The sequence below is a fragment of the Mesorhizobium sp. M2A.F.Ca.ET.046.03.2.1 genome, from assembly GCF_003952425.1.
Lineage (GTDB): Bacteria > Pseudomonadota > Alphaproteobacteria > Rhizobiales > Rhizobiaceae > Mesorhizobium.
The window spans coordinates 1799668-1822962 of the sequence record NZ_CP034449.1; the positions used below are offsets into that span (position 1 = coordinate 1799668).

The 23295-nt window shown below is 64.1% G+C and carries 19 protein-coding genes and 1 tRNA gene; 10 read left to right on the forward strand and 10 right to left on the reverse strand.

What is annotated here, in order from left to right; translation table 11 throughout:
* Positions 1 to 103 precede the first annotated feature (103 nt).
* Positions 104 to 1360, reverse strand: a complete 1257-nt coding sequence (locus tag EJ072_RS08605) for a D-amino acid dehydrogenase (protein ID WP_126079325.1) — start codon at positions 1358 to 1360, stop codon at positions 104 to 106.
* A gap of 165 nt (positions 1361 to 1525) precedes the next feature.
* On the reverse strand, positions 1526 to 2521 hold the full coding sequence (gene galE, locus EJ072_RS08610; protein WP_126079326.1) for a UDP-glucose 4-epimerase GalE: 996 nt from the start codon (positions 2519 to 2521) through the stop codon (positions 1526 to 1528).
* 332 nt (positions 2522 to 2853) lie between these two features.
* Between galE and hemA the strand changes: the two genes are divergently transcribed.
* Positions 2854 to 4131, forward strand: coding sequence for a 5-aminolevulinate synthase (gene hemA, locus EJ072_RS08615; protein WP_126079327.1), 1278 nt, complete (start codon positions 2854 to 2856; stop codon positions 4129 to 4131).
* A 155-nt stretch (positions 4132 to 4286) separates the two neighbouring features.
* Here hemA and EJ072_RS08625 read toward each other — a convergent pair whose 3' ends face one another.
* Together EJ072_RS08625 and mscL are read right to left on the reverse strand one after the other, a co-directional pair.
* Positions 4287 to 5453, reverse strand: coding sequence for a pyridoxal phosphate-dependent aminotransferase (locus EJ072_RS08625; protein ID WP_126079329.1), 1167 nt, complete (start codon positions 5451 to 5453; stop codon positions 4287 to 4289).
* Positions 5454 to 5556: 103 nt separating this feature from the next.
* Positions 5557 to 5979 carry a large conductance mechanosensitive channel protein MscL gene (gene mscL, locus EJ072_RS08630; protein WP_126079330.1) on the reverse strand — a complete coding sequence of 141 codons (423 nt, stop codon included), beginning with the start codon at positions 5977 to 5979 and terminating at the stop codon, positions 5557 to 5559.
* 341 nt (positions 5980 to 6320) lie between these two features.
* Between mscL and EJ072_RS08635 the strand changes: the two genes are divergently transcribed.
* On the forward strand, positions 6321 to 9806 hold the full coding sequence (locus tag EJ072_RS08635) for a PAS domain-containing hybrid sensor histidine kinase/response regulator (protein ID WP_189343261.1): 3486 nt from the start codon (positions 6321 to 6323) through the stop codon (positions 9804 to 9806).
* A 12-nt stretch (positions 9807 to 9818) separates the two neighbouring features.
* Here EJ072_RS08635 and EJ072_RS08640 read toward each other — a convergent pair whose 3' ends face one another.
* Together EJ072_RS08640 and EJ072_RS08645 are read right to left on the reverse strand one after the other, a co-directional pair.
* Entirely contained in the window at positions 9819 to 10478 is a 660-nt protein-coding gene (locus EJ072_RS08640) for a response regulator transcription factor (protein ID WP_126083558.1), read from the reverse strand.
* 136 nt (positions 10479 to 10614) lie between these two features.
* Positions 10615 to 11052, reverse strand: coding sequence for a hypothetical protein (locus tag EJ072_RS08645; RefSeq protein WP_126079331.1), 438 nt, complete (start codon positions 11050 to 11052; stop codon positions 10615 to 10617).
* A 111-nt stretch (positions 11053 to 11163) separates the two neighbouring features.
* On the opposite strand from EJ072_RS08645, the gene EJ072_RS08650 reads away from it, so the two are divergent.
* Genes EJ072_RS08650 through EJ072_RS08660 form a run of 3 tightly spaced genes read left to right on the forward strand, consistent with a single transcriptional unit; the run spans position 11164 to position 13573 of the window.
* The gene (locus EJ072_RS08650) at positions 11164 to 11511 is read left to right on the forward strand and encodes a DUF952 domain-containing protein (protein ID WP_189343262.1); all 348 of its coding nucleotides are present in this window, start codon (positions 11164 to 11166) and stop codon (positions 11509 to 11511) included.
* On the forward strand, positions 11508 to 12581 hold the full coding sequence (locus EJ072_RS08655) for a quinone-dependent dihydroorotate dehydrogenase (protein ID WP_126079332.1): 1074 nt from the start codon (positions 11508 to 11510) through the stop codon (positions 12579 to 12581). The genes EJ072_RS08650 and EJ072_RS08655 overlap by 4 nt, the downstream gene beginning before the upstream one ends.
* Positions 12582 to 12610: 29 nt before the next feature.
* Positions 12611 to 13573 (forward strand): cysteine synthase family protein, encoded by a 963-nt coding sequence (locus EJ072_RS08660; protein WP_126079333.1) that lies wholly within the window; start codon positions 12611 to 12613, stop codon positions 13571 to 13573.
* Between the two features lie 38 nt (positions 13574 to 13611).
* Here EJ072_RS08660 and EJ072_RS08665 read toward each other — a convergent pair whose 3' ends face one another.
* On the reverse strand, positions 13612 to 14949 hold the full coding sequence (locus tag EJ072_RS08665; RefSeq protein ID WP_189343339.1) for an MATE family efflux transporter: 1338 nt from the start codon (positions 14947 to 14949) through the stop codon (positions 13612 to 13614).
* Positions 14950 to 15070: 121 nt separating this feature from the next.
* On the opposite strand from EJ072_RS08665, the gene EJ072_RS08670 reads away from it, so the two are divergent.
* Complete coding sequence (locus EJ072_RS08670; protein WP_126079334.1) at positions 15071 to 15973, forward strand: histone deacetylase; 903 nt, start codon at positions 15071 to 15073, stop codon at positions 15971 to 15973.
* A gap of 12 nt (positions 15974 to 15985) precedes the next feature.
* Here the strand turns inward: EJ072_RS08670 and EJ072_RS08675 are convergent, their stop codons facing one another.
* A complete protein-coding gene (locus tag EJ072_RS08675) occupies positions 15986 to 16255 on the reverse strand; it encodes a DUF6460 domain-containing protein (protein ID WP_224603073.1) in 270 nt (89 codons plus the stop codon).
* Between the two features lie 136 nt (positions 16256 to 16391).
* Between EJ072_RS08675 and EJ072_RS08680 the strand changes: the two genes are divergently transcribed.
* Positions 16392 to 16465 (forward strand) — tRNA-Gly (locus EJ072_RS08680).
* Positions 16466 to 17444: 979 nt separating this feature from the next.
* Here the strand turns inward: EJ072_RS08680 and EJ072_RS08690 are convergent.
* Entirely contained in the window at positions 17445 to 17783 is a 339-nt protein-coding gene (locus EJ072_RS08690; protein ID WP_126079337.1) for a protamine-2 (modular protein), read from the reverse strand.
* A gap of 106 nt (positions 17784 to 17889) precedes the next feature.
* Positions 17890 to 18879 (reverse strand): LysR substrate-binding domain-containing protein, encoded by a 990-nt coding sequence (locus EJ072_RS08695; RefSeq protein WP_126079338.1) that lies wholly within the window; start codon positions 18877 to 18879, stop codon positions 17890 to 17892.
* 294 nt (positions 18880 to 19173) lie between these two features.
* Here EJ072_RS08695 and chvE point away from each other — a divergent pair, with 294 nt between their 5' ends.
* The 3 genes from chvE (at position 19174) to mmsB (ending at position 23253) form a co-directional block, all read left to right on the forward strand.
* Positions 19174 to 20244, forward strand: coding sequence for a multiple monosaccharide ABC transporter substrate-binding protein (chvE, locus tag EJ072_RS08700; protein ID WP_126079339.1), 1071 nt, complete (start codon positions 19174 to 19176; stop codon positions 20242 to 20244).
* Between the two features lie 184 nt (positions 20245 to 20428).
* Positions 20429 to 21964, forward strand: a complete 1536-nt coding sequence (mmsA, locus tag EJ072_RS08705; protein WP_126079340.1) for a multiple monosaccharide ABC transporter ATP-binding protein — start codon at positions 20429 to 20431, stop codon at positions 21962 to 21964.
* Positions 21961 to 23253: a multiple monosaccharide ABC transporter permease gene (mmsB, locus tag EJ072_RS08710; RefSeq protein ID WP_042641269.1), complete on the forward strand. Its 1293-nt coding sequence runs from the start codon at positions 21961 to 21963 to the stop codon at positions 23251 to 23253. The genes mmsA and mmsB overlap by 4 nt, the downstream gene beginning before the upstream one ends.
* The last annotated feature ends 42 nt before the right edge of the window (positions 23254 to 23295 follow it).

Below are 23295 nucleotides of genomic sequence, written 5' to 3' on the forward strand. Positions count from 1 at the left end.
TCTATCCGGTTCGGACACGGCCAGCCCCTTCGCCCCGTTTACGGGGAGAAGGTGCCCGAAGGGCGGATGAGGGGCAGCGCCAACGTCGCCGATTGGATAGGTTTCAGCGTGCCGTCCCGTATAGCAATCCTTTGGGATCGATCTGTGGCTTTCTGCCGGCGACGACATCCGCCAGGAATTGCCCCGAGCCGCAGGCCATCGTCCAGCCGACATGACCGTGGCCGGTGTCGAGATAGAGGTTGCGGTATTTCGCCTGGCCGATCACGGGAACCGAGTTCGGCATCATCGGCCGCAATCCCGCCCACAGCACGGCTTTCTTCTCGTCGAAGGCTCCCGGGAAAAGATCCTTGCCGGTTTCCAGGATGGTCCTGAAATCGCTGGGCTTGAAGCTGCGGTCGAAGCCGGTGAACTCGGCCGTCGAGGACATGCGCAGGCGATTGCCGAGCCTCGAATAGCCGATCAGCCGGTCCTCGTCGGCGCCGCCCATGGTCGGGCCCTTGCTTTCGTCCTCCAAGGGAATCGTCGCGGTGTAGCCCTTCACCGGATAGACCGGCAGGTCGATGCCGTAGCGGCGGCCGAGCAGACCGCTTTCCGGTCCCATGGAGATGACGACGGCGTCGCCGGTGACCGGGCCGGCCGAGGTCATGACGGCGCGCGCCCGGTCGCCCTCGATGTCGAGGCCCTGGATTGTCGTGCCGAACAGGAATTTCACGCCGAGCTTCTCGGCGGCATGGGCGGCGAGCCTGTCGGTGAACTGCTTGGAATCGCCGGTCTGGTCGATCGGCGAATAGACGCCGCCGGCGATCTTTTCCTTCACGCCGGCCAGGCCCGGTTCCAGCTCGATCAGGCGCTCGCGACCGACGATCTCGATCGGCAGACCGTGCTCGCCGAGATAGCGGTAATTGTCGATGCCGGTGTCGAGGCTCTTCTGCGAGCGGAAGAAATAGAGGATGCCCTTCCTGCGCTCGTCGTAGTGGATGCCGGTCTCCTCCGACAGTTGATTGATGCACGCGCGGGAATGCAGCGCGAGCCTGAGCTTGATGTCGGTGTTGGCGCGCAGCCGCTTCACGGTGCATTCGCGCAGGAAGCGCAGGCTCCAGGCATAGAAATAGGGATCGAGGCGGAGTCTCACCTTGATGCCGAGATCGTGGTTCCAAAGCGCGCGCAGGAAGGTCTTCAGCGCGGCGGGCGAAGCCCAGGCGGTGGCGTCGCCGGGCGACACCAGGCCGGCATTCGACTGGCTGGTGCCTCGGGCCGCCGCCTCGTGGCGCTCGATCACCGTCACCTCGTGACCGTCCTTGGCCAGATAATAGGCGGCCGCCGTGCCAACCACGCCGGCGCCGAGAACCAGGATCTTCATGCCGTCCCCTCAAGCATCATGGCGGCGGCACACCCGGAGGGCACCGCCGCATGAGGCTCAATACCGCTTCCAAAGGCGCCGGACGAGCCCTAGGCCCAACAGCTGGACTTTTTGTCTTGACCCAATTCCGGACGGAAAACCGCTACACACTTTTCCTGGAATTGCTTAGCTTCTCACGGAATTCTTGCCCGTCAGGATGCGTTCCCAGGCCAGGGCGTCGTTGACGATCAGGTCGAGATCGTCGCGTTGCGGCGTCCAGCCGAGCTCCTTGCGGGCAAGCTCGGAATTGGCGACCACGGCGGCGGCGTCGCCGGGCCGGCGATCGCCCATGCGGACATCGAAGTCATGGCCGAAGGCGCGGCGCACGCTGTCGATTACCTCGAGCACGGAATAGCCGTGGCTGTAACCGCAATTGGCGACGAGGCTGGCGCCGCCAGCGCGCAGCCGCTGCAGCGCCAGCCGGTGCGCGGCGGCGAGATCGCTGACATGGATATAATCGCGCATGCAGGTGCCGTCCGGCGTCGGATAGTCGGTACCGAAGACCTGCATGAAGGGGCGCTTGCCGAGCGCGGTCTCGCAGGCAACCTTGATCAGATGCGTGGCGCCGGGCGTCGACTGTCCGGTGCGGCCCTTTGGATCGGCGCCGGCGACGTTGAAATAGCGCAGCGCCGTGTAACGGATGTCGTGCGCCAGCGCCGCGTCGCGCAGCATCCATTCGCTCATCAGCTTGGAGAGGCCATAGGGTGATTCCGGCGCCAGGCGGGCATCCTCGCGCACCGGCTCCAGCCCGGCGCCGCCATAGACGGCGGCGGTGGAAGAGAAGATGAAATGCGGCACGCCCTCGCGGACGGCCGTCTCGATCAGCGTGCGGGTCTTGCAGGTGTTGTTCTCGTAATAGCCGAGCGGATCGGCGACGGATTCCGGCACCACGATCGAGCCGGCGAAGTGGATGATGGCGTCGACCTTGTTTTCGCGGATGATCCGGCCGACCAGGTCTCGGTCGGCGACGTCGCCGACGACGAGCTTTGCTTCCGGGGCCACCGCCCATTCGAAGCCGGTGGAAAGCCGGTCGAGCACCACGACACTCTCGCCGGCGTCCAGCAACTCCCAGACCATATGGCTGCCGATATAACCGGCACCGCCCGTCACCAAAACCGTCATCTTCTACCTCGCTGATCAAGATTTATCGGAAACTGTCTCAACAGCCACCGTGCTGGAAACCCCGCCGCAAGCCCGTTAAAGTCCATGTCGTTCCCCCAAAACCGCTGTACACGTTTGGGCGATATGCATTGGCCTCCCTCTAACGTTAAGTCGGTAACAGTTCCTCCCGTCCGAGGCATCGTACTGAAACAAATCTGCTTCAAACAGCTGGGAATAGGCCACGATCCGGCATCGTTAGGAACAGGGTAAAGGCGTGGCATTTTGACCGGTTGGGTCCGGTGGACGCGGCATGGGGCAGCCACTATGATCCGGCCGAAAATTGGGAAGTCGACATGAATTACCAGCGGTTCTTCGAGGATGCGATCGACCAGCTCCACGCGGAGCGGCGCTACCGCGTCTTCGCCGACCTCGAGCGCATGGTGGGCAAGTTCCCGCGCGCCATCTGGCGTTCCAACGGCCGCGCCCAGGAAATCACCGTCTGGTGCTCCAACGACTATCTCGGCATGGGCCAGAACGAGGATGTGATTGCCGCCTTCCAGACCGCGGCCGGCAAGATGGGCTCGGGCGCCGGCGGCACCCGCAACATCTCCGGCACCTCCAACCCGCTGGTCGAGCTGGAGCGGGAGCTCGCCGACCTGCATGACAAGGAGGCAGGGCTCGTCTTCACCTCCGGCTTCGTCTCCAACGAGGCCTCGATCTCGACCATCGCCCGGCTTTTGCCCAACTGCCTGGTGCTCTCCGACGAGCTCAACCATGCCTCGATGATCGAAGGCGTGCGCCGCTCCGGCGCAGAAAAGAAGATCTTTCGCCACAACGACGTCGCGCATCTGGAAAGCCTGCTGCAGGCGGCGGGGCGCGAGCGCGCCAAGCTGATCGTGTTCGAGAGCGTCTATTCGATGGACGGCGACATCGCGCCGATCAGAGAGATCGTCGAGCTGGCCGAGCGCTACAACGCCATGACCTATATCGACGAGGTGCATGCGGTGGGCATGTACGGACCGCGCGGCGGCGGCATCACCGAACGCGAGGGCCTTGCCGACCGCATCGACATCATCGAGGGAACGCTGGCCAAGGCCTTCGGCACGCTGGGCGGCTACATCACCGGCACCAGTGCGGTGATTGACGCGGTGCGCTCCTATGCGCCGGGCTTCATCTTCACCACCGCGCTGCCGCCGGCGATCGCGGCCGCCGCCACCACCTCGATCCGCCACCTGAAGCGCTCGCAGGCCGAGCGCGACGCGCAGCAGCGCCAGGCGGCGCGCACCAAGCAGGTGCTTGCCGTGGCGGGCCTGCCGGTGATGGAATCGGCCACCCATATCGTGCCGGTGCTGGTCGGCGATCCCGAGCTCTGCAAGATGGCGAGCGACCGGCTGCTTGGCGTGCACGGCATCTATATCCAGCCGATCAACTATCCGACGGTGCCGCGCGGCACCGAGCGGCTGCGCATCACGCCGACGCCGTTCCACTCCGACGCGCTGATCGCCGAATTGCAGGATGCGCTGGTCGAGACCTGGGATGCGCTGGGCATTCCCTATGCCGGCTCCGGCCGCCCCGCCGTCGCCAAGACCGATCGGATCATTCCCCTCCTGGTGCCGAAGTCAGGCGGCTGAAGCCCGGTTTAAACTCTACTCCGGCGGCCATCCGCTGCAACTTTCTGCGCTTCCGGTGCTCACGGACCTGAATGTCCGCTGCGCTCCGGTTCTCGAAAGTCACACCGGCTGACTCACCGGAGCGAGTTTCAATCCGGGCTTCGTCGACGCTCGGCTCAAACCGTCTTCATCCATTTCGCCAGGCGATGCGCCGCTTCATCGAGCTGATCGAGGCGGCGGTGGAAGCATAGTCGGAGGAAGGCCTCGCCGCCGGGACCGAAGGCGGTGCCGGGCGCCAGGCCGACATTGGCATTGTCGACGATGTCGAAGGCCGCTTTTCGGGAATCGGTGAGGCCGTCGACCCTGAAGAACAGGTAGAAGGCGCCCTGCGGCACGGTGAAACGCGCCTTGCCGGTTTCGCCGAGAATGCCGCAGACGAGGTCGCGCGCGGCATGCGCGCGCTCCACCTGTTCCGCTATGAAGCCGTCACCCTCGTCGAGGGCGGCGACAGCGCCGCGCTGCATGAACTGGGCGACGCCCGAGGTCGAGTACTGGATCAGGTTCTCGAACACCTGCTGCAAGGCGGGATGGGTCTTGATCCAGCCGACACGCCAGCCGGTCATTGCCCAGTTCTTGGAAAAACTGTTGACGAACAGGATGCGGTCCTCGGGCGTGGCGACATCGAGAAAGGACGGCGCGCGGCCATGGCCGTAGTGGAACAGCGAATAGATCTCGTCGGCGATGATCCAAAGGCCCTTTGCCCGGGCAAGATCCAGGATCGCCTGGAGCGTTTCTCTGTCGGCGGTCCAGCCTGTCGGGTTGGAGGGCGTGTTGATGAACAACAGCTTGGTGCGCGGCGTGATTGCCGAGGCGATCTTGTCGACGTCGCAGGACCAGCCATTGCCGGACTCGTCGAGCGTGACCGGCACCGGCACGGCGCCCGCCACGCCGGCGGCCGCGGCGAAATTCGGCCAGGCGGGAGAGAGGTAGATCACCTCGTCGCCGCCGCCGGCGATGGCGTCGATGGCCAGCTGGATGGCATGCATGCCAGAGGCGGTGACGATGAACTCCTCCTCGGCGAAGGTCTTGCCGAAATGCCTGGCGTAGTAGCGCGCGAGCGCCTGCCGGAGCTCGGGAATGCCCTTCTGCCAGGTGTAGAAGGTCTCGCCATCAGCGAGCCCGCGTGCGGCGGCATCGCTGATGAAGGAAGGCGTCGGAAGATCGCCCTCGCCGGCCCAGAGCGGGATCAGCCCTTCGCACAGGCGACCATGGTTGATGACGGCGACAATGCCGCTTTCGGGCGCGGCGCGGGCTTCGGCGCGCAAGGTGTCGATAAGGCTCATGGGCAAAATCCGTGTTCGTGTCGTCAGCGCTCTTACCAGATCGCCAAACGGAAAACCCCGGCCGCCTGGGGCCGGGGTTTTGGTCCAGAGCGCCCGCTCTGCGTTACTTCTTGGCGAGCAGGTCGCGGATTTCGGTCAGGAGTTGCACGTCAGCCGGCGGCGGAGCCGCGGCGGGAGCCGGCTTCTCGCGCTCCAGCCGCTTGCGCAGATTGTTCACCGCCTTGACCATCAGGAAAATGATGAAGGCAAGGATCAGGAAGTTCAGCACGACGGTCATGAAGCTGCCATAGGCGAACACCGCGCCCTCCTTCTTGGCATCAGCCAGCGTTGCCGAATGGACGTTGGAGGACAGCCCGAAGAAGTAATTGTTGAAGTCCAGCCCGCCGAAGATCGCGCCGACGATCGGCATGATGATGTCGTTGACCAAGGAATCGACGATCTTGCCGAAGGCGGCGCCGATGATGACGCCGACGGCCAGGTCCATCACATTGCCCTTGGAAATGAACTCCTGGAATTCTTTCAGCATTCGACCCTCCTTGCCGTGGCGGGCCGCACTGCCGCCTCACCAGTTGTCCTTGGGCGCCGACCCGAGCCCACAATAACAAAAACCCCCGGTTGCAAAACCGGAAAAACAATGAAGGCACCGGTTTGTGTCACGCATCGTCCATCAGCCGCATATGCGCCGAAAGCCGCGATGGACTTGGGCCCCGAGCTGTGGTTGCGTCGGGGTGGTCGAGCGTTTCATCGAGATGCCTGAACGCTCCGGGTATTTGTTCAGACGCAATTCCGGACGGCAAATCGCCTGGTATTTTTCCGGAATGGTTGGGCAGGCCGGATGGGAGACCGGCCAGGGAGGAAGCACGGGCCGTGCAAGGCTGGTTCGTCGTCATCATCGCGATCGCCTATGTGACGCTGCTTTTCGCCATTGCCAGCGTCGGCGACCGGCGCGCGGCCGCCGCGGGGCTCGGCCGGGCGCGGCCGTTCATCTATGCGCTTAGCCTGGCCATCTACTGCACCTCCTGGACCTTCTTCGGCTCGGTCGGCCTTTCCTCCGAGCGCGGCCTCGAATTCCTCGGCATCTATACCGGCCCGGTGCTGGTCTTCGTGTTCGGCTTCCCGCTGCTCAACCGCCTGGTTCGGCTGGCGAAGAGCGAGAAGATCACCTCGATCGCCGACTTCCTCGGCGCCCGCTACGGCAAGAGCTTCACCGTCGCGGCGATCGCGACCTTGATCGCCACGATCGGCGCGGTGCCCTATATCGCGCTGCAGCTCAAGGCGATTTCGGGCTCGGTCAGCCTGATGGTCGAGCACTATACCGGCTCGCCGCCCTCTTTCGATCCGTTCGTCAGCGACATCTCGCTGGTGGTAGCGATGCTTCTGGCGCTGTTCGCGGTGCTGTTCGGCACCCGCCACGCCGATGCCACGGAACATCAGGACGGGCTGGTTCTGGCCGTTGCGGTCGAGACCGTGGTGAAGCTCGCCGCATTCATAGCCATCGGCCTGATGGTCACGTTCCTGATCTTCGGCGGCCCCGGCGACATGTTCGCCAGGCTCGCCGGGAACGGCCAGGTACGCCAGGCGATGAGCTACAACACCTCGCTGGCCACCTGGCTGGTGCTGACGGGCTTGAGCGGCTTTGCCATCCTGATGCTGCCGCGGCAATTCTATGTCACCATCGTGGAGAACCGCAGCGAGGCGGAACTGCGCACGGCGACCTGGCTGTTTCCGCTCTATCTCGTGGCGATCAACCTCTTCGTGCTGCCGATCGCCTTTGCCGGCCTGTCGCTGGTCGGCACCAAGACCAGCAGCGACCTTTATGTCCTGTCGCTGCCGCTGCTCGGCGGCCATGACGTGCTCGCCATGGCCGCCTTCGTCGGCGGCCTGTCGGCGGCGACCGCCATGGTGATCGTCGAGAGCGTCGCGCTGTCGATCATGATCTCCAACGATCTCATCATCCCGCTGTTCGTGCGCCGCGTGATCAAGACCAGCGCCTCGGAGAATGAGGATTGGTCGACACTGATCCTCAACGTACGCCGCGCGTCCATCTTCATCCTGCTGTTCATCGCCTTCCTCTACTACCGCGAGAGCACCAACAGCGCGCGGCTGTCCTCGATCGGGCTGATGTCTTTCGCGGCGATCGCGCAATTCGCGCCGTCGCTGATCGGCGGCCTGATCTGGCGCCGCGCCAACGGCCGGGGCGCCGCGCTCGGCATGGTCGCGGGCATCGCTGTCTGGGGTTACACGCTTCTTCTGCCTTCGCTCGCCGGCCCGGGTTCCGACATCGTCGTCCACGGGCTGTTCGGCTTCGAGGCGCTGAGGCCACAGGCGCTGTTCGGCACCGTCGGCGAGCCGCTGAACCACGGCGTGCTGTGGAGCCTCTCGGTCAACGCCCTGTTTTTCGTGCTGGGGTCCCTGTCGCGCGCGTCGGTGCCGCTGGAGCGCATCCAGGCGGCGATCTTCGTGCCGCGCGAGGCAGGCCCAATGCCAAGCCTCAGGCGCTTCCGCACCGCCGTCACCGTCAATGATCTCAAGGACACGATCTCGCGCTATCTCGGCGTCGAGCGCACGGAGCGCTCCTTCCAGTCCTTCGAGAAGAGCGCAAGCGTCTCGCTCCACGGCAAGGAGCAAGCGAGCATGGATGTCATCCGCTTCTCGGAGCAATTGCTGGCAAGCGCCGTCGGCTCGTCCTCGGCGCGGCTGATCCTGTCGCTGCTGTTCCGCCGCAACGACCACGATTCCAAGGATGCCTTCAAGCTGCTCGACGACGCCACCGAGGCGCTGCAGCACAATCGCGACCTGCTCCAGATCGCCCTCGACCAGATGGAGCAAGGCATCACCGTCTTCGACCGCGATTTCCGGCTGATCTGCTGGAACCGGCAATACCGGCAGCTGTTCGACCTGCCGGACGAGATGGGCCAGGTCGGCGTGTCGCTTGACCGGATCCTGCGCCATCTTGCCGAACGCGGCGATATCCCGGCTGACCAGCGCGTGACGATGCTCAACCGGCTGACCAGCTTCGCCGGGCCATGGCAGATGGAGCTGAAGACCAGCGGACGCATTCTGGAGCTGCGCTCCAACCCGATGCCCGACGGCGGCATCGTCGCCACCTATGCCGACATCTCCGGCCGCGTCGAGCAGGACCTGGCGCTGAAACGGGCCAATGAATCGCTGGAACAGCGGGTCAAGACCCGCACCGTCGAGCTCACCCGGGTCAACGAGGAGCTGGCGCAGGCGCAGATGCTGGCCGAGGAGGCCAATCTCGGCAAGACGCGCTTCCTCGCCGCCGCCGGGCACGACATTCTGCAGCCGCTCAACGCGGCGCGTCTCTATTGCTCGTCGCTGATCGAGAAGGCCGGCAAGGGGCCGGCCGGCAAGGCGGCCATCAACATCGAATCCTCGCTGGAATCGGTCGAAACCATCCTCGGCGCGGTGCTCGACATCTCGCGGCTCGATGCCGGCGCCATGAAGCCCGAGGACACCGCCTTCAGCCTCGGCGGGCTGCTCGGGCAGATCGGCAATGACTTCCGCCCTTTGGCCGCCGAAAAGAAGCTCGAGCTCAAGATCATGCCGTCCTCGCTCGGCGTCATGACCGATCGCAACCTTTTGCGCCGGCTGATCCAGAACCTGGTCTCGAACGCCATCAAATACACGCGCAAGGGCCGCATCCTGGTTGGGGTGCGGCGACGCGGCGAACTGGCCGAAATCCAGGTGATCGACACCGGCATTGGCATCGCCGGCGACAAGCTCAACACTGTCTTCCACGAATTCACACGCCTCGACGAGGGCGTACGCGAGGCAGAAGGCCTTGGCCTGGGGCTCTCCATTGTCGACCGCATCGCGCGGGTGCTGCGACTCGAAATCCGCATTTTCTCCAACCCGGGCAAGGGCACGCGCTTTTCCGTCATCCTGCCGGTCGCGGAGGTCGCGGCGCCGCCGCGCGAAATCGGCAAAGCCCCGGCCCGCTCTGCGTCGACGCTTGCCGGGCTCAATGTGCTCTGCATCGACAATGATGCGCGCATCCTCGACGGCATGCGGCTGCTGCTCGAAGGCTGGGACTGCCATGTCGAGACGGCTTCGGGATCGGGAGAGCTCATGGGACCCGGCGCGGTGAGGCCGGACGTCGTGCTTGCTGACTATCATCTCGATGGCGGCACCGGGCTCGACGCGATCGCCAGGTTACGCGCCGCCTACGGCCAGGACCTGCCCTGCGTGCTGGTCACCGCCGACCGCTCCAGCGAGATGCGCGCCGCCGCAAGCCAGCTCGACATTCCGGTCGTCAACAAGCCGGTGAAGCCCGCCGTGCTGCGCTCGATGATGGCGCGGGTCAGGCCGCTGGCGCCGGCGGCGGAGTAGAGGCAGAAGTAGCTAACTTACCGGCTGCAGCGGGTCATTGCCGATCTTGGAGAGCTGGATGACCGCCTGGGTGCGGCTGTCGACGCCGAGCTTCTGCAGGATGGCCGAGACATGCGCCTTGATGGTGGCCTCGGAGACGCCGAGCTCATAGGCGATCTGCTTGTTGAGGAGGCCTTCCGCCAGCATGCCGAGCACCCGCGTCTGCTGCGGCGTCAGCGCCTGCAGGCGCTTGATCAGGTCGGAGATTTCCGGGTCGCGCTCGACGCCGAGCTCGACACCGGCAGGTGCTGCGATATCGCCGGCGAGCACGGCCTGCACCGCGGCGCGGATTTCTTCCATGCTGGCCGATTTGGAGATGAAGCCGGACGCGCCGAGATCGAGGGCGCGGCGGATGGTGACGGGATCATCATGCGCCGACACTACGACCAGCGGCACCGCCGGATGGATGCCGCGCAGCGCAATCAGGCCGGAGAGGCCGCTGGCGCCCGGCATCGACAGGTCGAGCAGCACCATGTCGATATCCTCATTGGCCAGCACCAGAGCCTTGGCGCTTTCGAAATCCCCGGCCTCATGGATGGCGGCAACGTCGCCGACGCCGGCCAGCGCCTCCTTCAAGGCGCCGCGAAAAAGCGGGTGATCGTCGGCAATGACGAAAGTGTGGCCCGACGGCAAATATTCCTCCCCCGATCCCATCATCATTTTCGTGCTTCTTGCGGGGACCGGAATGATTATGCGGCGGCGCGGCGCTTTTTCAAGCGGCAAAGGCCGCGCGCGGAGTTTTCCCCAGGGGCGGCCCGGTCGCGCCGGCTCAGGTCTTCTGCTGGTTCAGCTTGCCGCCGCCGTCGCCGTCTTCCTTGTCCATGTCCTTGACGATGTCCTTGAAGGTGCGGAAGAAGCGTTCCATGTAGCCCATGGTCCTGTTGAAATCCTCTTCGCTCGGCAGTTGCGATTCCAGCCGGGCGGAGAGCGAATTCTCCAGCTTGGCGACCCGCGCATCGAGGGCCTTGACCGAATTGTCCAGCCGGTCGATCTCGTCCTGGTAGGCGGCGCGCTCGTCCGCCGCCATCTTGCAGACGAGCTGGCCGGTGCGCTCCTCGCAGATCGACATGGCGCCGGTCCTTGCATCCATGCGGACATAGCCGTTGGCCGACTTCTCCAGACGGTAGTGGTCGGTCTCCTCGGAATAGGCGGAAGCGGCAACCAACGAGCAAAGCGCCGCGGGGATCAGGATGTGCTGCAGACGCATATCGTCCTCCATGAGCCAGTGAAGGCGGGCTATCACAGGTTTGCGCCGGAAATGGGGAAGAGTCGAGCTTCAAGCCTTCCCCGCTCCTTCGGTTCGGACTATAGCGCGAGAATGTCTCAGATTATCTACAAGATCGCCCCCGAGGCGCTTTGGCGCGAAGCCGAGAAGAACGGGCGCCTCACTGGCGCGCCGATCGACATCGCCGACGGCTTCATCCATTTCTCCACCGCTGCCCAGGTGCGCGAGACAGCGGCCAAGCATTTCGCCGGCCAGACGGGCCTGCTGCTGGTCGCCATCGACGGGGAGAAGCTGGGGAACGCGCTGAAATACGAGGTATCGCGCGGCGGCGCGCTGTTCCCGCATCTCTACGCCCCGCTCGACCTCGATGCCGTCCTTTGGGTCAAGCCGCTGCCGCCCGGCGCCGGCGGCCACGACTTCCCGGCGCTGGAAGGCGAATGAGCGTGCTCGACCGGATCGGCCAGAAGCTGCTTTTCTCCTTTGATCCGGAAACCGCGCATGGCATGTCCATCGCCGCGCTGCGCTGCGGACTGCCGGTCGGCTCGGCCGCGCCGCGCGACGCGCGGCTCAGGATCAGGCTTTGTGGCCTCGAGTTCCCGAACCCGCTCGGCATGGCCGCCGGCTACGACAAGAACGCCGAAGTGCCGGACGCGCTGCTTAGGCTTGGCTTCGGCTTCGCCGAGGTCGGCACCATCACCCCGCTGCCGCAACCCGGCAATCCGAAGCCGCGCATCTTCCGGCTAACGGCGGATGAAGCGGTGATCAACCGGCTGGGCTTCAACAATGAAGGTCATGCGGCGGCGGAAAAGCGGCTTGCCGCGCGCAAGGGGCGGCCAGGCATCGTCGGCGTCAACATCGGCGCCAACAAGGACAGCGCCGACCGCATCGCCGATTACGAGCGCGGCGTCGCCCGCTTCGCCTCCTATGCGAGTTATCTCACCGTCAACATCTCCTCGCCCAACACGCCGGGCCTGCGCAACATGCAGGCGCGCGAGCAGCTTGGCGAGCTCTTGTCGCGGGTGATGGCCGCGCGTGCAGCAGCCCCTGCCCAGCCGCCGGTCTTCCTCAAGATCGCGCCGGACCTCGTCGAGGCGGAGCTGGAAGATATCGCCGCCGAGGTCGCCGAAAAGAAGATCGACGGCGTCATCGTCTCCAACACGACGCTGGCGCGGACCGGATTGCGGAGCGGCGGTGTGGCGGATGAAACCGGCGGCCTCTCGGGAAAACCATTGTTCGAGCGTTCGACCGCGGTTCTGGCCCGCATGCGCAAACTGCTCGGACCGCAGATGGCGATCATCGGTGTCGGTGGCGTTGACTCCGCCGAGGCCGCATTGGAGAAGATCCGCGCCGGCGCCGACCTCGTCCAGCTCTACACCGGCATGATCTATGCCGGCCCGGCGCTGCCCGGGCGCATCGTGGCCGACATGGCACGGTTCGTGGAGCGGCAACGGCTCAAATCTATTGGCGAACTGCGCGATACCGGTTGCACAGACTGGTCCAAAAGACTCTGATAAGCTCCCACGAAATCGGGAGGACAGCCATGGCTAAGGTTCTGAACTCCGTCGTAGAGTCGATCGGTCGAACTCCATTGGTCCGGCTCGAAAGGCTGACGGCGCAAGCGGGCGTCAAAGGCGAAATCCTCGCCAAGCTGGAATATCTTAATCCGGGCTTTTCCAAGAAGGATCGCGCGGCGCTTGGGATAATCGAGGAGGCCGAAAAGTCCGGCGCAATCAAGCCGGGGCAAACGGTGGTCGAGCTTACCTCCGGAAACATGGGCACGGGCCTCGCGATCGTCTGCGCCGTCAGGGGTTACCCTTTCGTCGCGGTGATGTCGAAGGGCAACTCCGAAGAGCGCGCCCGCATGATGGCGGCGCTCGGCGCGGAAGTGATCCTCGTGGACCAACTGCCGGGATCGGTGCCGGGGCAGGTCTCGGGTGGCGATCTGGCGCTTGTCGAGCAGGCCACCAAGGCGGTGACGGCGGAAAGAGGCGCATTTCGCGGCGATCAGTTCCACCGCGACGGGAACTGGCTTGCGCATTATCACGGGACCGGACCGGAAATCTGGGACGCCAGCCATGGCGCCGTCGATGCATTCGTAGACTTCATCGGCTCGGGCGGCACCTATGCCGGGGTGGCGAGGGCGCTCAAGGAACGCAATCCCCTGATCAAGTGCTTCATCGTCGAGCCCGAAGGCGCGGCGGCGGCCGCGGGCGAGACGGTCACCCAACCCGAACACCCCATTCAAGGCGGCGGCTACGCCATGCCGGACCTGCCGTTTCTGAAAAACGCGCCCGTCGATGGCTATCTTCAGGTTTCCGGCGACGAGGCACGCGAGACCGCGCGCCTGCTGGCGCGCAGCGAAGGTATCTTCGGCGGCTTCTCGTCCGGAGCGAATGTCGCCGCCGCGCTGCGTCTCCTACGCAGCGATCAATCGGGGAAGACGATCGCCGTCGTGATTTGCGACTCCGGGCTGAAATACCTCTCGACCGACCTCTGGAGCTGAGGAACACCGGCGCCTGGCCGGAACCGAACAATCGGCGCCTAAAACGCCGTTCGTACCCTGAGCCTCAGCACCGCGAGCAGGCTCAATCCGCGCACCAGCAGGAAGACATGCAGCGACGCCCATAGCCCGTTGTTGCCGAAGGCCGGCGCCAGCGTGATCAGCGCGGCGCTGAAGGCGAGGAACGACAACAGCATCATGTTGCGCATGTCGCGCGACCAGGTGGCGCCGATGAAGACGCCGTCCATCTGGAAGGCCAGCACGCCGCTCAGCGCCGTGAAGGCCGCCCATGGCAGATAAATGTCGGCGACTTCGCGGACTTCCGGCGAGGTCGTGACCAGAGCCACCAGACCAGCGCCAGCGGTCAGCAGGATAAGGCTGGCGCCGGCCGCGAGGCCAAAACCCCAGATCAGCGTCAGCCGCACGGCCTGCCGGAAGGGAGCAGGCGCCTGCGCGCCGATGGCGCGGCCGGCCAACTGCTCGGCGGCCGTAGCGAAACCATCGAGGAAATAGCCGGCGATCAGGAAGAAGTTCATCAGCACGGCGTTGGCGGCAAGCGTCACCGTGCCGAATTGCGCGCCCTGCCTGGTGAACAGCGCGAAGGCGGCAAGCAGCGAGAAGGAGCGGATCATGATGTCGCGGTTGAGCGACAGCATGCGCCGGTAGGCCGGCAAATCGAGGATGCGGCGACGTGACGGTCGCTCCAGCATGCGGAAGCGGTTGAGCACGATGGCAAGACCGAGCAGCATGGCCAGGAACTCGCCGGTGACCGTCGCCCAGGCGACGCCGGCGACGCCCCAGCCGAGCTCGAGGCCGAGCAGGAAGCAGAGCACGATGTTGATGCCGTTGAGCACCGCCTGCAGCATCAGTCCGAGCCCGCCCTCGCCGCGCCCCAGGACGTAGCCCAGTATGGCGTAGTTGATCAGCGAGAAGGGGGCTGCGAGCAGCCTGATGCGGATATAGACCGACATGGCCGCGCTCACGCGCGGCTCGGCGCCCATGAACCATTGGCCGGCGACGGCAAAGAGCGGCGCGAGTGCCGCAAGGATGACGCCCGCGACGACCGCGATCAGCACGGCGCGCCACAGCACCGCCTGCTCTTCCAGCGCATCGCCGCCCCCGAAGGCCTGAGCGACGAGGCCGGTGGTGCCGGAGCGCAGGAAGTTGAAGGTGGTGAAGACGACGTCGAAGACCAGCGATCCCGCCGCCAGGCCGCCGAGCAGGGGCGCGTCGCCGAACTGGCCGACCACCGCCGTGTCGACGATGCCGAGCAGCGGCGTCGTCAGATAGGCAAGCGTCATCGGCACGGCGATCGCCAGCACCGAGCGATTGGTGACGGCGAAGGACCTGATATTGGCTTCGGTCGCGTCCAAGGGGATTGCTGCCTGTTTGCTTGCGGCTTGATCGAGGACCCGATGTGCCCCAGTTTGCCTGCCTCATGCAACCATCATCCGCCGGGCTGACAACCGAATTTCAGACCTGGCTCAGGCCTCCCGATCCATGCCGCTACAGATCGTCCATCACCCCGACTATGACGCCGGCTTCGCCGTCAACCATCGCTTTCCGATGAGCAAATATCCGCTTTTGATGGAGGCCTTGCGCATGCGCGGGCTGGCGGTGCCGGAAGCGCTCTCGATGCCGGAACCGGCGCCGGCGCCATGGCTGAAGCTTGCCCACGCAGCTGACTATGTCGACCAGGTGATCGCCTGCCAGGTGCCGCAGACGATAGAGCGCGAGATCGGCTTTCCGGTCGGCCCGCGCGTGTCGCTGAGGGCTCAGCTCGCCACGGCCGGCACCGTGCTGGCGGCCAGGCTGGCGCTTAAACACGGCATTGCCTGCAACGCCGCCGGCGGCAGCCATCACGCCAGGCGGGCGCAAGGCGCCGGCTTCTGCACTTTCAATGATGTCGCCGTCGCCGCGCTGGCGCTGCTGGCCGAAGGCGCGGTCGAAAACGTGCTGATTGTCGATCTCGACGTGCATCAGGGCGACGGCACGGCGGACATTCTCAAGGACGAGCCTCGCGCCTTCACCTTTTCCATGCATGGCGAGCGCAACTACCCGTTGCGCAAGATCGCTTCCGACCTCGACATCGCCTTGCCGGACGGCACCGGCGACGACGCTTATGTCGACCGGCTCGCCGCCATCCTGCCGGAACTATCCGGGCAAAGGCATTGGGACATCGTCTTCTACAATGCCGGCGTGGATGTGCATGCCGAGGACAGGCTCGGCCGGCTGGCGCTGAGCGACGATGGCCTCCGCGCCCGCGAAGACATGGTCATCGGCCATTTCCGTAGTCACGACGTTCCGCTGTGCGGCGTCATCGGAGGCGGCTACTCGACCGATGTGCCGGCGCTCGCCGCGCGCCACGCCATATTGTTCGAAGCTGCCTCCCGATATGCGTGATGGGACGCTCGGCTACTTCCTGTAGCTGGCGATCCGAAGCAGGATGAACACAGGAACGACGATCGCGGCGCCGAGCAGGATATAGCCGAGGAAGCGGTCGACGGCGTGGAAGCCGAGATTCCACAAATCCACGAAGAACTGGCGGATGCCATAGAAGACGTCCATCGGCGACCAGCCGAAGGCATGCATGACGAGGCCGACGAGGAAGGAGACCACGAGCAGCTTCAGGAACACCCTGAGCGGCGTGTCGCCAAGAAAGCGCGTCAGTGCGGACAAGGCCATCCTCCGGTTCGAGCCGCCTGATTCGGCGGCGCGGTATCAGAGATACGCATTCCGCGGAAAGGCATCAAGCAATGGAGCCACCGGCTCCGTTTTGCCGATTGCTTGAGGCGGCGCCATCATGGTAACGAGGGCTCGCGCGGGTATGATGTAATGGTAGCCTGTCAGCTTCCCAAGCTGAACGCGCGGGTTCGATTCCCGCTACCCGCTCCAGCTTGTGGCGCAAGGTGCCGAGCCAGATTCTCAAACGGCGCCGAAATGCCGGTTTACACTCGGTTTTACATAATTGGTTCGCGTTCGGTTCCTTAGCGGTTCTGATTCCGGCTCCATCGCCCAATTCTAAGCCAATGAAGACCGACTTGCGTTTGAGACCACCTCCCGACTAGTTTCAGCGGGGGAATGAAATGGCGGGGTTCTACTTCTGATGCAGAGATTATCATCGGCCTTGAGAGGTGGCGATGTTAGTGGACTCAGACTCAAGCCGGCGGCAGTGAGTGCCAGATGCCGGTATTGCGGCGAGGTGGGGGTGTTTACTTGCACCGGGCATCAAGAGGGGCCGATAAATTCCATATCGTGTAGGGAAATGCCCCAGCTGCAACAAGCAGCAGGTTTCTGGACGGTTAACTCTCTCTCAGAGACGTCGCAGGGCAAGATTCCGATCTACATGTACCCGGCAGCCACATTCTTTACATGCGCCATCTCGGATTACCAACGTCCCGTTAAGCGAGAGAGGAACTACATGCTCATCTGTTCTGTCGTCGGGAGGTAAGCTATCTAAATTTACTCGGCAGTAGACGCAACGGCCGTCTAGCTGGTAGTCATGCTGCCTCATCCGCAAGGACCGCATCAGGCCGTTACTCTCACTTCAGTCTCCTCGGCTCGTTCGGCTTTCGGACTCGCTCTTGAAACGCGGCGCCGCGACCGACGTAACGGCGAGTGATGCGGGAGACCGTTTCTTCCTAGCCGGCCATGATCTCGGCGATCCCCCAGGTCGCTGAAGGGCTAGCTCCCAGTTGAACGTCGGGGTCGCTACCCGCTTCAGTCCCCCGCCTGAAATGAAATCGTGTTGGCTCGCCGCCGGAACGGCCCCGGCACATTGTCTTGCAACCACATTGTCTTTGCAACGGCGTTGGGTCTTGCGTGACCATGCAAGACCCAACGCTTGACATCCAACGTTCAACCGGCGCCTGAACTACAGCCAGATGTTGATCCAGTAGCGCTCGCGCCAGCAGCGGCGGCGCCAGCGGCCATGACGCCAGTAGCGGCGGCAGACATGTCTCCAGCCGCGCCGACGGCGGCGCCTGCGGCGGCGCCAGTACCAATCGCCGTGATGGTAACGCCGGTGGGAAACCAGCTCCACTTCGGCCGGATCCTCGCCTTCGAGGACCGCGTTGTCCGGCTTGTCGAGTTCGTCCAGGATCCCGTTGCCACCGGGAATGCCGGCAACAGCCTTGCCGGGTCCGGCCAGGCTGGCAAGTGCCGCCGCCCCCGCAACGCCAAGCATTCCAGTCAGAAACAACCGACGTTCCATCAAAAACCTCCCGAGCTTGTTGAGCCTCGGCAGCTCTTTCCTCACCCGCAACGGGCTCGAGCGAGCGACCGATCGGTTTGAACGTAGAAGTAGCGTTCTCGTTCCATCACCCCACTTCGCGCAAGATGAAGTCGTGCAGCATTTTCGCGGCCGGCGAGAGCACGCGATTCCTGACCGTGATCAGGCTGTAGGGGCGGACCTCGATATCGAACTCAGTCTGGACCACGTCGATGGCGCCGGCCAGCCCGTCGGCCCCCTGGATGAACCTGGCGACCTGGATCGAGACCGGCGCGATGGCGTCGGACTGCGCCACCATCACCAAAGTGAGCAGCAGCGACGAGGTGTTGAGGATGCGGTCGGGCAGCGCAATGTCGCGGTTGAGAAAGTTGCTTTCCATCGCCTGGCGCAGGGGCGAGCCGCCGGACTGGAAGACCCAGTCATAGGCTGCCGTGTCTTCCAGCTTCACTGCCTTGCCACTCGCCAGCGGGTGGCCGCGGCGTACGATGAGGCAGGCCTTCTCGACGCCGATGACGCGCGATTCGAAGAGCCTCGGGTTAAGATCGTCGGGAATGCGCGCGATGATGAAGTCGTGGCGCGACGCGATCAGTTCGCGGGCGAGCACGTTGGAGGTCTCGACCTGCATGGTGATCTCGATGCGCGGATAGATGCGGCGGATTTCGCGAATCGCCGGCACGGCCAACTCGATTGCCGGAGCCGTCACCGCGCCTAGGAAAACCGCGCCGCCCTTGCCGGCCTTGAGCTCGGAAATCTCGCGATCGGCCTCGCGCATTTCGAGCAGGATCGAGCGGGCGCGCCGCGCGAGCGCCTTGCCATAAGGGGTCAGCGTCACGCCGCGCGGCAGCCGCTCGCACAATCTGACGTCGAGCACGGCCTCCATCTCGGCGATCATGCGCGAGGCGGCCGGCTGCGAGATGTTCATGACCTGTGCGGCCGCGCTCACCCGTCCGTGATCGTCCAGCGCGGTGATCATGCGCATATGTCGGAGGCTCAGGCCGCTGCGTAGCAGCGTCTCGCCGTCTCCCGGCGATTTCTCGTAACCACCTGAAATCGCGCCGAAATCTTGCATCGCCGCCATGATCCTAGACCTCCGAAGCGGGTTTCCTTTCAACCTTCTAAGCCATATCAGTTTCGATATAGCAATCACCAAAGATCGCATTTGACAGTTATGTCAAAGGGCCACACCCTTCGCGCGTTCCGAGGCGCAGGGGTCGGTAACGAGCGAATTCGTATCGATTGAACCTGCGTCGCGGGGCCGATTGGGAGGATACCGGAGATCGATAAAGCCGACGGAGGCGCGCCAGCGCATCTGCCCGGCTGCGCGGCCCGCGAAGCCCCGAGGTGTCGCGTCTATCAACCAGGGAGAGTAATCGTGAAGATCATCAAGACACTGGCCGCCGTCGCGGCCCTTGGCGTCGCTGCCATGACCTACTCGGCACACGCGGCCGACAAGGGCCTCATCGGCGTGCTGATGCCGACCAAGACCTCGCAGCGCTGGATCAACGACGGCGACGCCGTCAAGTCCCAGCTCGAGAAGCTCGGCTACACCGTCGACCTGCAATACGCGCAGGACGACATCCCGAACCAGCTCAGCCAGCTGGAAAACGAAATCACCAAGGGACCGAAGGCGCTGATCATCGCTTCGATCGACGGCACCACCATGGCCGACGCGCTGCAGAAGGCCAACGACGCGGGCGTCGTCGTCGTTGCCTATGACCGCCTGATCAAGAAGACCCCGAATGTCGACTACTACACCACCTTCGACAATTTCGGCGTCGGCGTGATCCAGGCGAACTCGCTGGTCAAGGGCCTCAAGGAGCGCTTCCCGAACACCAAGCCGTGGAACGTCGAGCTGTTCGGCGGCTCGCCGGACGACAACAACGCCTTCTTCTTCTACAATGGCGCAATCTCGGTCCTGCAGCCGCTGATCGATGACGGCTCGATCAAGATCAAGTCCGGCCAGACGGGCATGGACAAGGTCGGCACGCTGCGCTGGCTCGCCGCCACCGCCCAGGCGCGCATGGACAACCTGCTTTCGGCCAACTACTCGGACGGCAGCCGCGTCGATGGCGTTCTGTCGCCTTATGACGGCCTTTCGCGCGGCATCACCGCCTCGCTGCGCGCCGTCGGCTACGGGACGGACGCTCAGCCCTGGCCGATCGTGACCGGCCAGGACGCCGAGACCGCCTCCGTCAAGCTGATCATCTCGGGCGAACAGTATTCGACGGTGTTCAAAGACACCCGCGAGTTGGCCAAGTCGACCGTGGAGCTCGTCGACAAGGTACTCTCGGGCGGCAAGCCTGAGGGCCTCGACACCAAGACCTACAACAACGATGTCAAGGTGGTTCCCTCGATCCTCCTGACGCCGGTCGAGGTCGACAAGTCGAACTACGAGAAGCTGGTCGTCGACTCCGGCTACATCAAGGCCGAAGAGCTGAAGTAATCCGGCTTGAAACGAGGGGTCCTGCGTGACGCAGGGCCCCTTTTCGTTCAGAAGCGACCCCGGTATTGTTTTTGCCGGCTTCTGCAGCGCAGCGCGCCGTCACGGTGCGAAGGCAGCCGCAGCATTTTGATTTCGCGCATGGCATTCTCCGATGATGGAAAGCGTGCGCCAAGGAGCAGACCCGATGGCCTCGACGATTTTGGAGATGCGCGACATCACCAAGACGTTCCCCGGCGTGAAGGCGTTGTCGAACGTCAATCTAAGCGTCGAGGAAGGTGAGATCCACGCGATCGTCGGCGAGAACGGCGCCGGCAAGTCGACGCTGATGAAAGTGCTGTCGGGCGTCTATCCGTCCGGGACCTATGATGGCCAAATCATCTTTCGCGGCCAGGAATGCAATTTCAAAGGCATTCACGACAGCGAGCATATGGGCATCGTCATCATCCACCAGGAGCTTGCCCTGGTGCCGATGCTCTCGATCGCGGAAAACATCTTCCTCGGCAACGAGCACGCCAGCTATGGCGTCATCGACTGGGACGCCAATGAGACGCGCACGGCCGCCCTGCTCAAGAAGGTCGGGCTCAAGGAGGATCCCAAGACGCTGATCACCAATATCGGTGTCGGCAAGCAGCAGCTGGTCGAGATCGCCAAGGCGCTCAGCAAGGAAGTGAAGCTCCTGATTCTGGACGAGCCGACGGCCTCGCTCAGCGAAAAGGACAGCCAGGCGCTGCTCGACCTCCTGCTCGAGTTCAAGCGCCAGGGCATGACCTCGATCCTGATCTCGCACAAGCTGAACGAGGTGAACCGTGTCGCCGACAATGTGACGGTGATCCGCGACGGGCGCACCATCGAGACCTTGCCGAGGAAGGACATCTCGGAAGACCGCATCATCACCTCGATGGTCGGCCGTTCCCTCGACGACCGCTACCCGCCGCGCGAGCCGCAGATCGGCGACGTCATTTTCGAGGTGAAGGACTGGTCGGTCTACCACCCCATCCACGCCGAGCGGCAGGTGATCAAGAACGTAAACCTCAATGTGCGCAAGGGCGAGGTGGTGGGTATTGCGGGGCTGATGGGCGCCGGCCGCACCGAATTCGCGATGAGCCTGTTCGGCCGCTCCTACGGCCGGCACATCACCGGTGAGGTGTCGCTCCACGGCAAACCGCTCGACCTCTCGTCGGTGAGCAAGGCGGTGGAGAACCGCATCGCCTATGTGACGGAAGACCGCAAAACCTACGGCCTCAACCTCATCGACCACATCAAGCACAATGTGACCTTGGCCAATCTTGGCGGCGTTTCCAGCCGCGGCGTCATCGACGACATGCGCGAGATGAGCGTCGCCAACGACTACCGCAAGAAGACCAATATCCGCGCCTCCAGCGTCTATCAGCTGACAGGCAACCTTTCGGGCGGCAACCAGCAGAAGGTGGTGCTGTCGAAATGGCTGTTCGCCGATCCGGAAGTCTTGATCCTCGACGAGCCGACCCGCGGCATTGACGTCGGCGCCAAGTACGAAATCTATACGATCATCGCCCGCCTCGCCGCCGAGGGCAAAGCGATCATCGTCATCTCGTCGGAAATGCCCGAATTGCTCGGCATCACCGACCGCATCTATGTGATGAACGAAGGGCGTATCGTCGGCGAAATGGCGGCAAGCGAAGCCAGCCAGGAAAAAATCATGCGCGCCATCGTTCGCGGAGAAGGAAAAAAAGCATCATGAGCACAGAAAGCGCTCCCGCACCGCAAAGCGGCACAGCCGAAGACGTCAAGCAGGGTCCACGCATCGCCGTGTCGGCGCTGACGACGAACCTGCGCGAATACGGCCTGATCATCGCGCTGATCGTCATCATGCTGTTCTTCCAGTACACGACGTCGGGCACGCTGTTCAAACCGGTCAACCTCTCGAACCTGGTGCAGCAGAACTCGTTCATCATCGTGATGGCGCTGGGCATGCTCCTGGTGATCGTCGCCGGCTATATCGACCTCAGCGTGGGATCGGTGGCAGGCTTCATCGGCGCGCTTGCCGCGATGATGATGGTCATCTGGCCGCTCGGCATATTCTCGAATCCATTGGTGGTCTCGATCGTCTGCCTGATCGTCGGCGCGCTGATCGGCGCGGCGCAAGGCTACTGGATCGCCTATCACAAGATACCGAGCTTCATCGTGACGCTGGCCGGCATGCTGATCTTCCGCGGCATCTGCCAGGCGCTGCTCGGCGGCGGCTCGTCGGTCGGCCCGCTGCCGGACAGCTTCAAGGCGCTGAGCTCGGGCTTCATCCCGGACGTCATCGGCCCGCTTGTGCTGATCCCGCCGACGGTCAATGCCGCCGGCAAGACCATCGTCGGCAGCGGCTTGACGCTGCATATGACAACGATCGTGCTCGGCCTGATCGCCGTGCTCGCCTATGCCTATTTCGGTTTCAGGACGCGGCGCAAGCGCGAGCGCCATGGCTATGAGGCGGAGCCCTTCCCGCTGTTCGTGATCAAGACGCTGGTCGGCAGCGCGCTGGCGCTGTTCCTGGTGTTCCAGTTCGCCAGCTACCGGGGCCTGCCGGTCGTGCTCTTGGTGATGGGTGTGCTCATCTCGCTGTTCGTCTTCGTCACCAAGCGCATGACCATCGGCCGCCGTATCTACGCCATGGGCGGCAACGCCAAGGCGGCGCAGCTCTCGGGCATCAACACCGAACGGCTGACGCTGCTGGTCTTCATCAACATGGGCGTGCTGTCGGCGCTCGGCGGCCTGATCATCGCGGCGCGCCTCGGCCAGGCCGTGCCGGCCGCTGGCCTCGGCAGCGAGCTCGACGTGATCGCGGCCGTCTTCATCGGCGGCGCCTCGGCAATGGGCGGCGTCGGCCAGGTGATCGGCGCCGTGGTCGGTGGCTTCATCATGGGCGTGATGAACAACGGCATGTCGATCATGGGCGTCAATGTCGACTGGCAGCAGGTGGTCAAGGGCCTGGTGCTGCTCGGCGCCGTCATCTTCGACGTCTACAACAAGAACAAGGCTTAAGGGCCGGAACAAAGTTCAGGAGGCATACGGGTTCCAGATCGC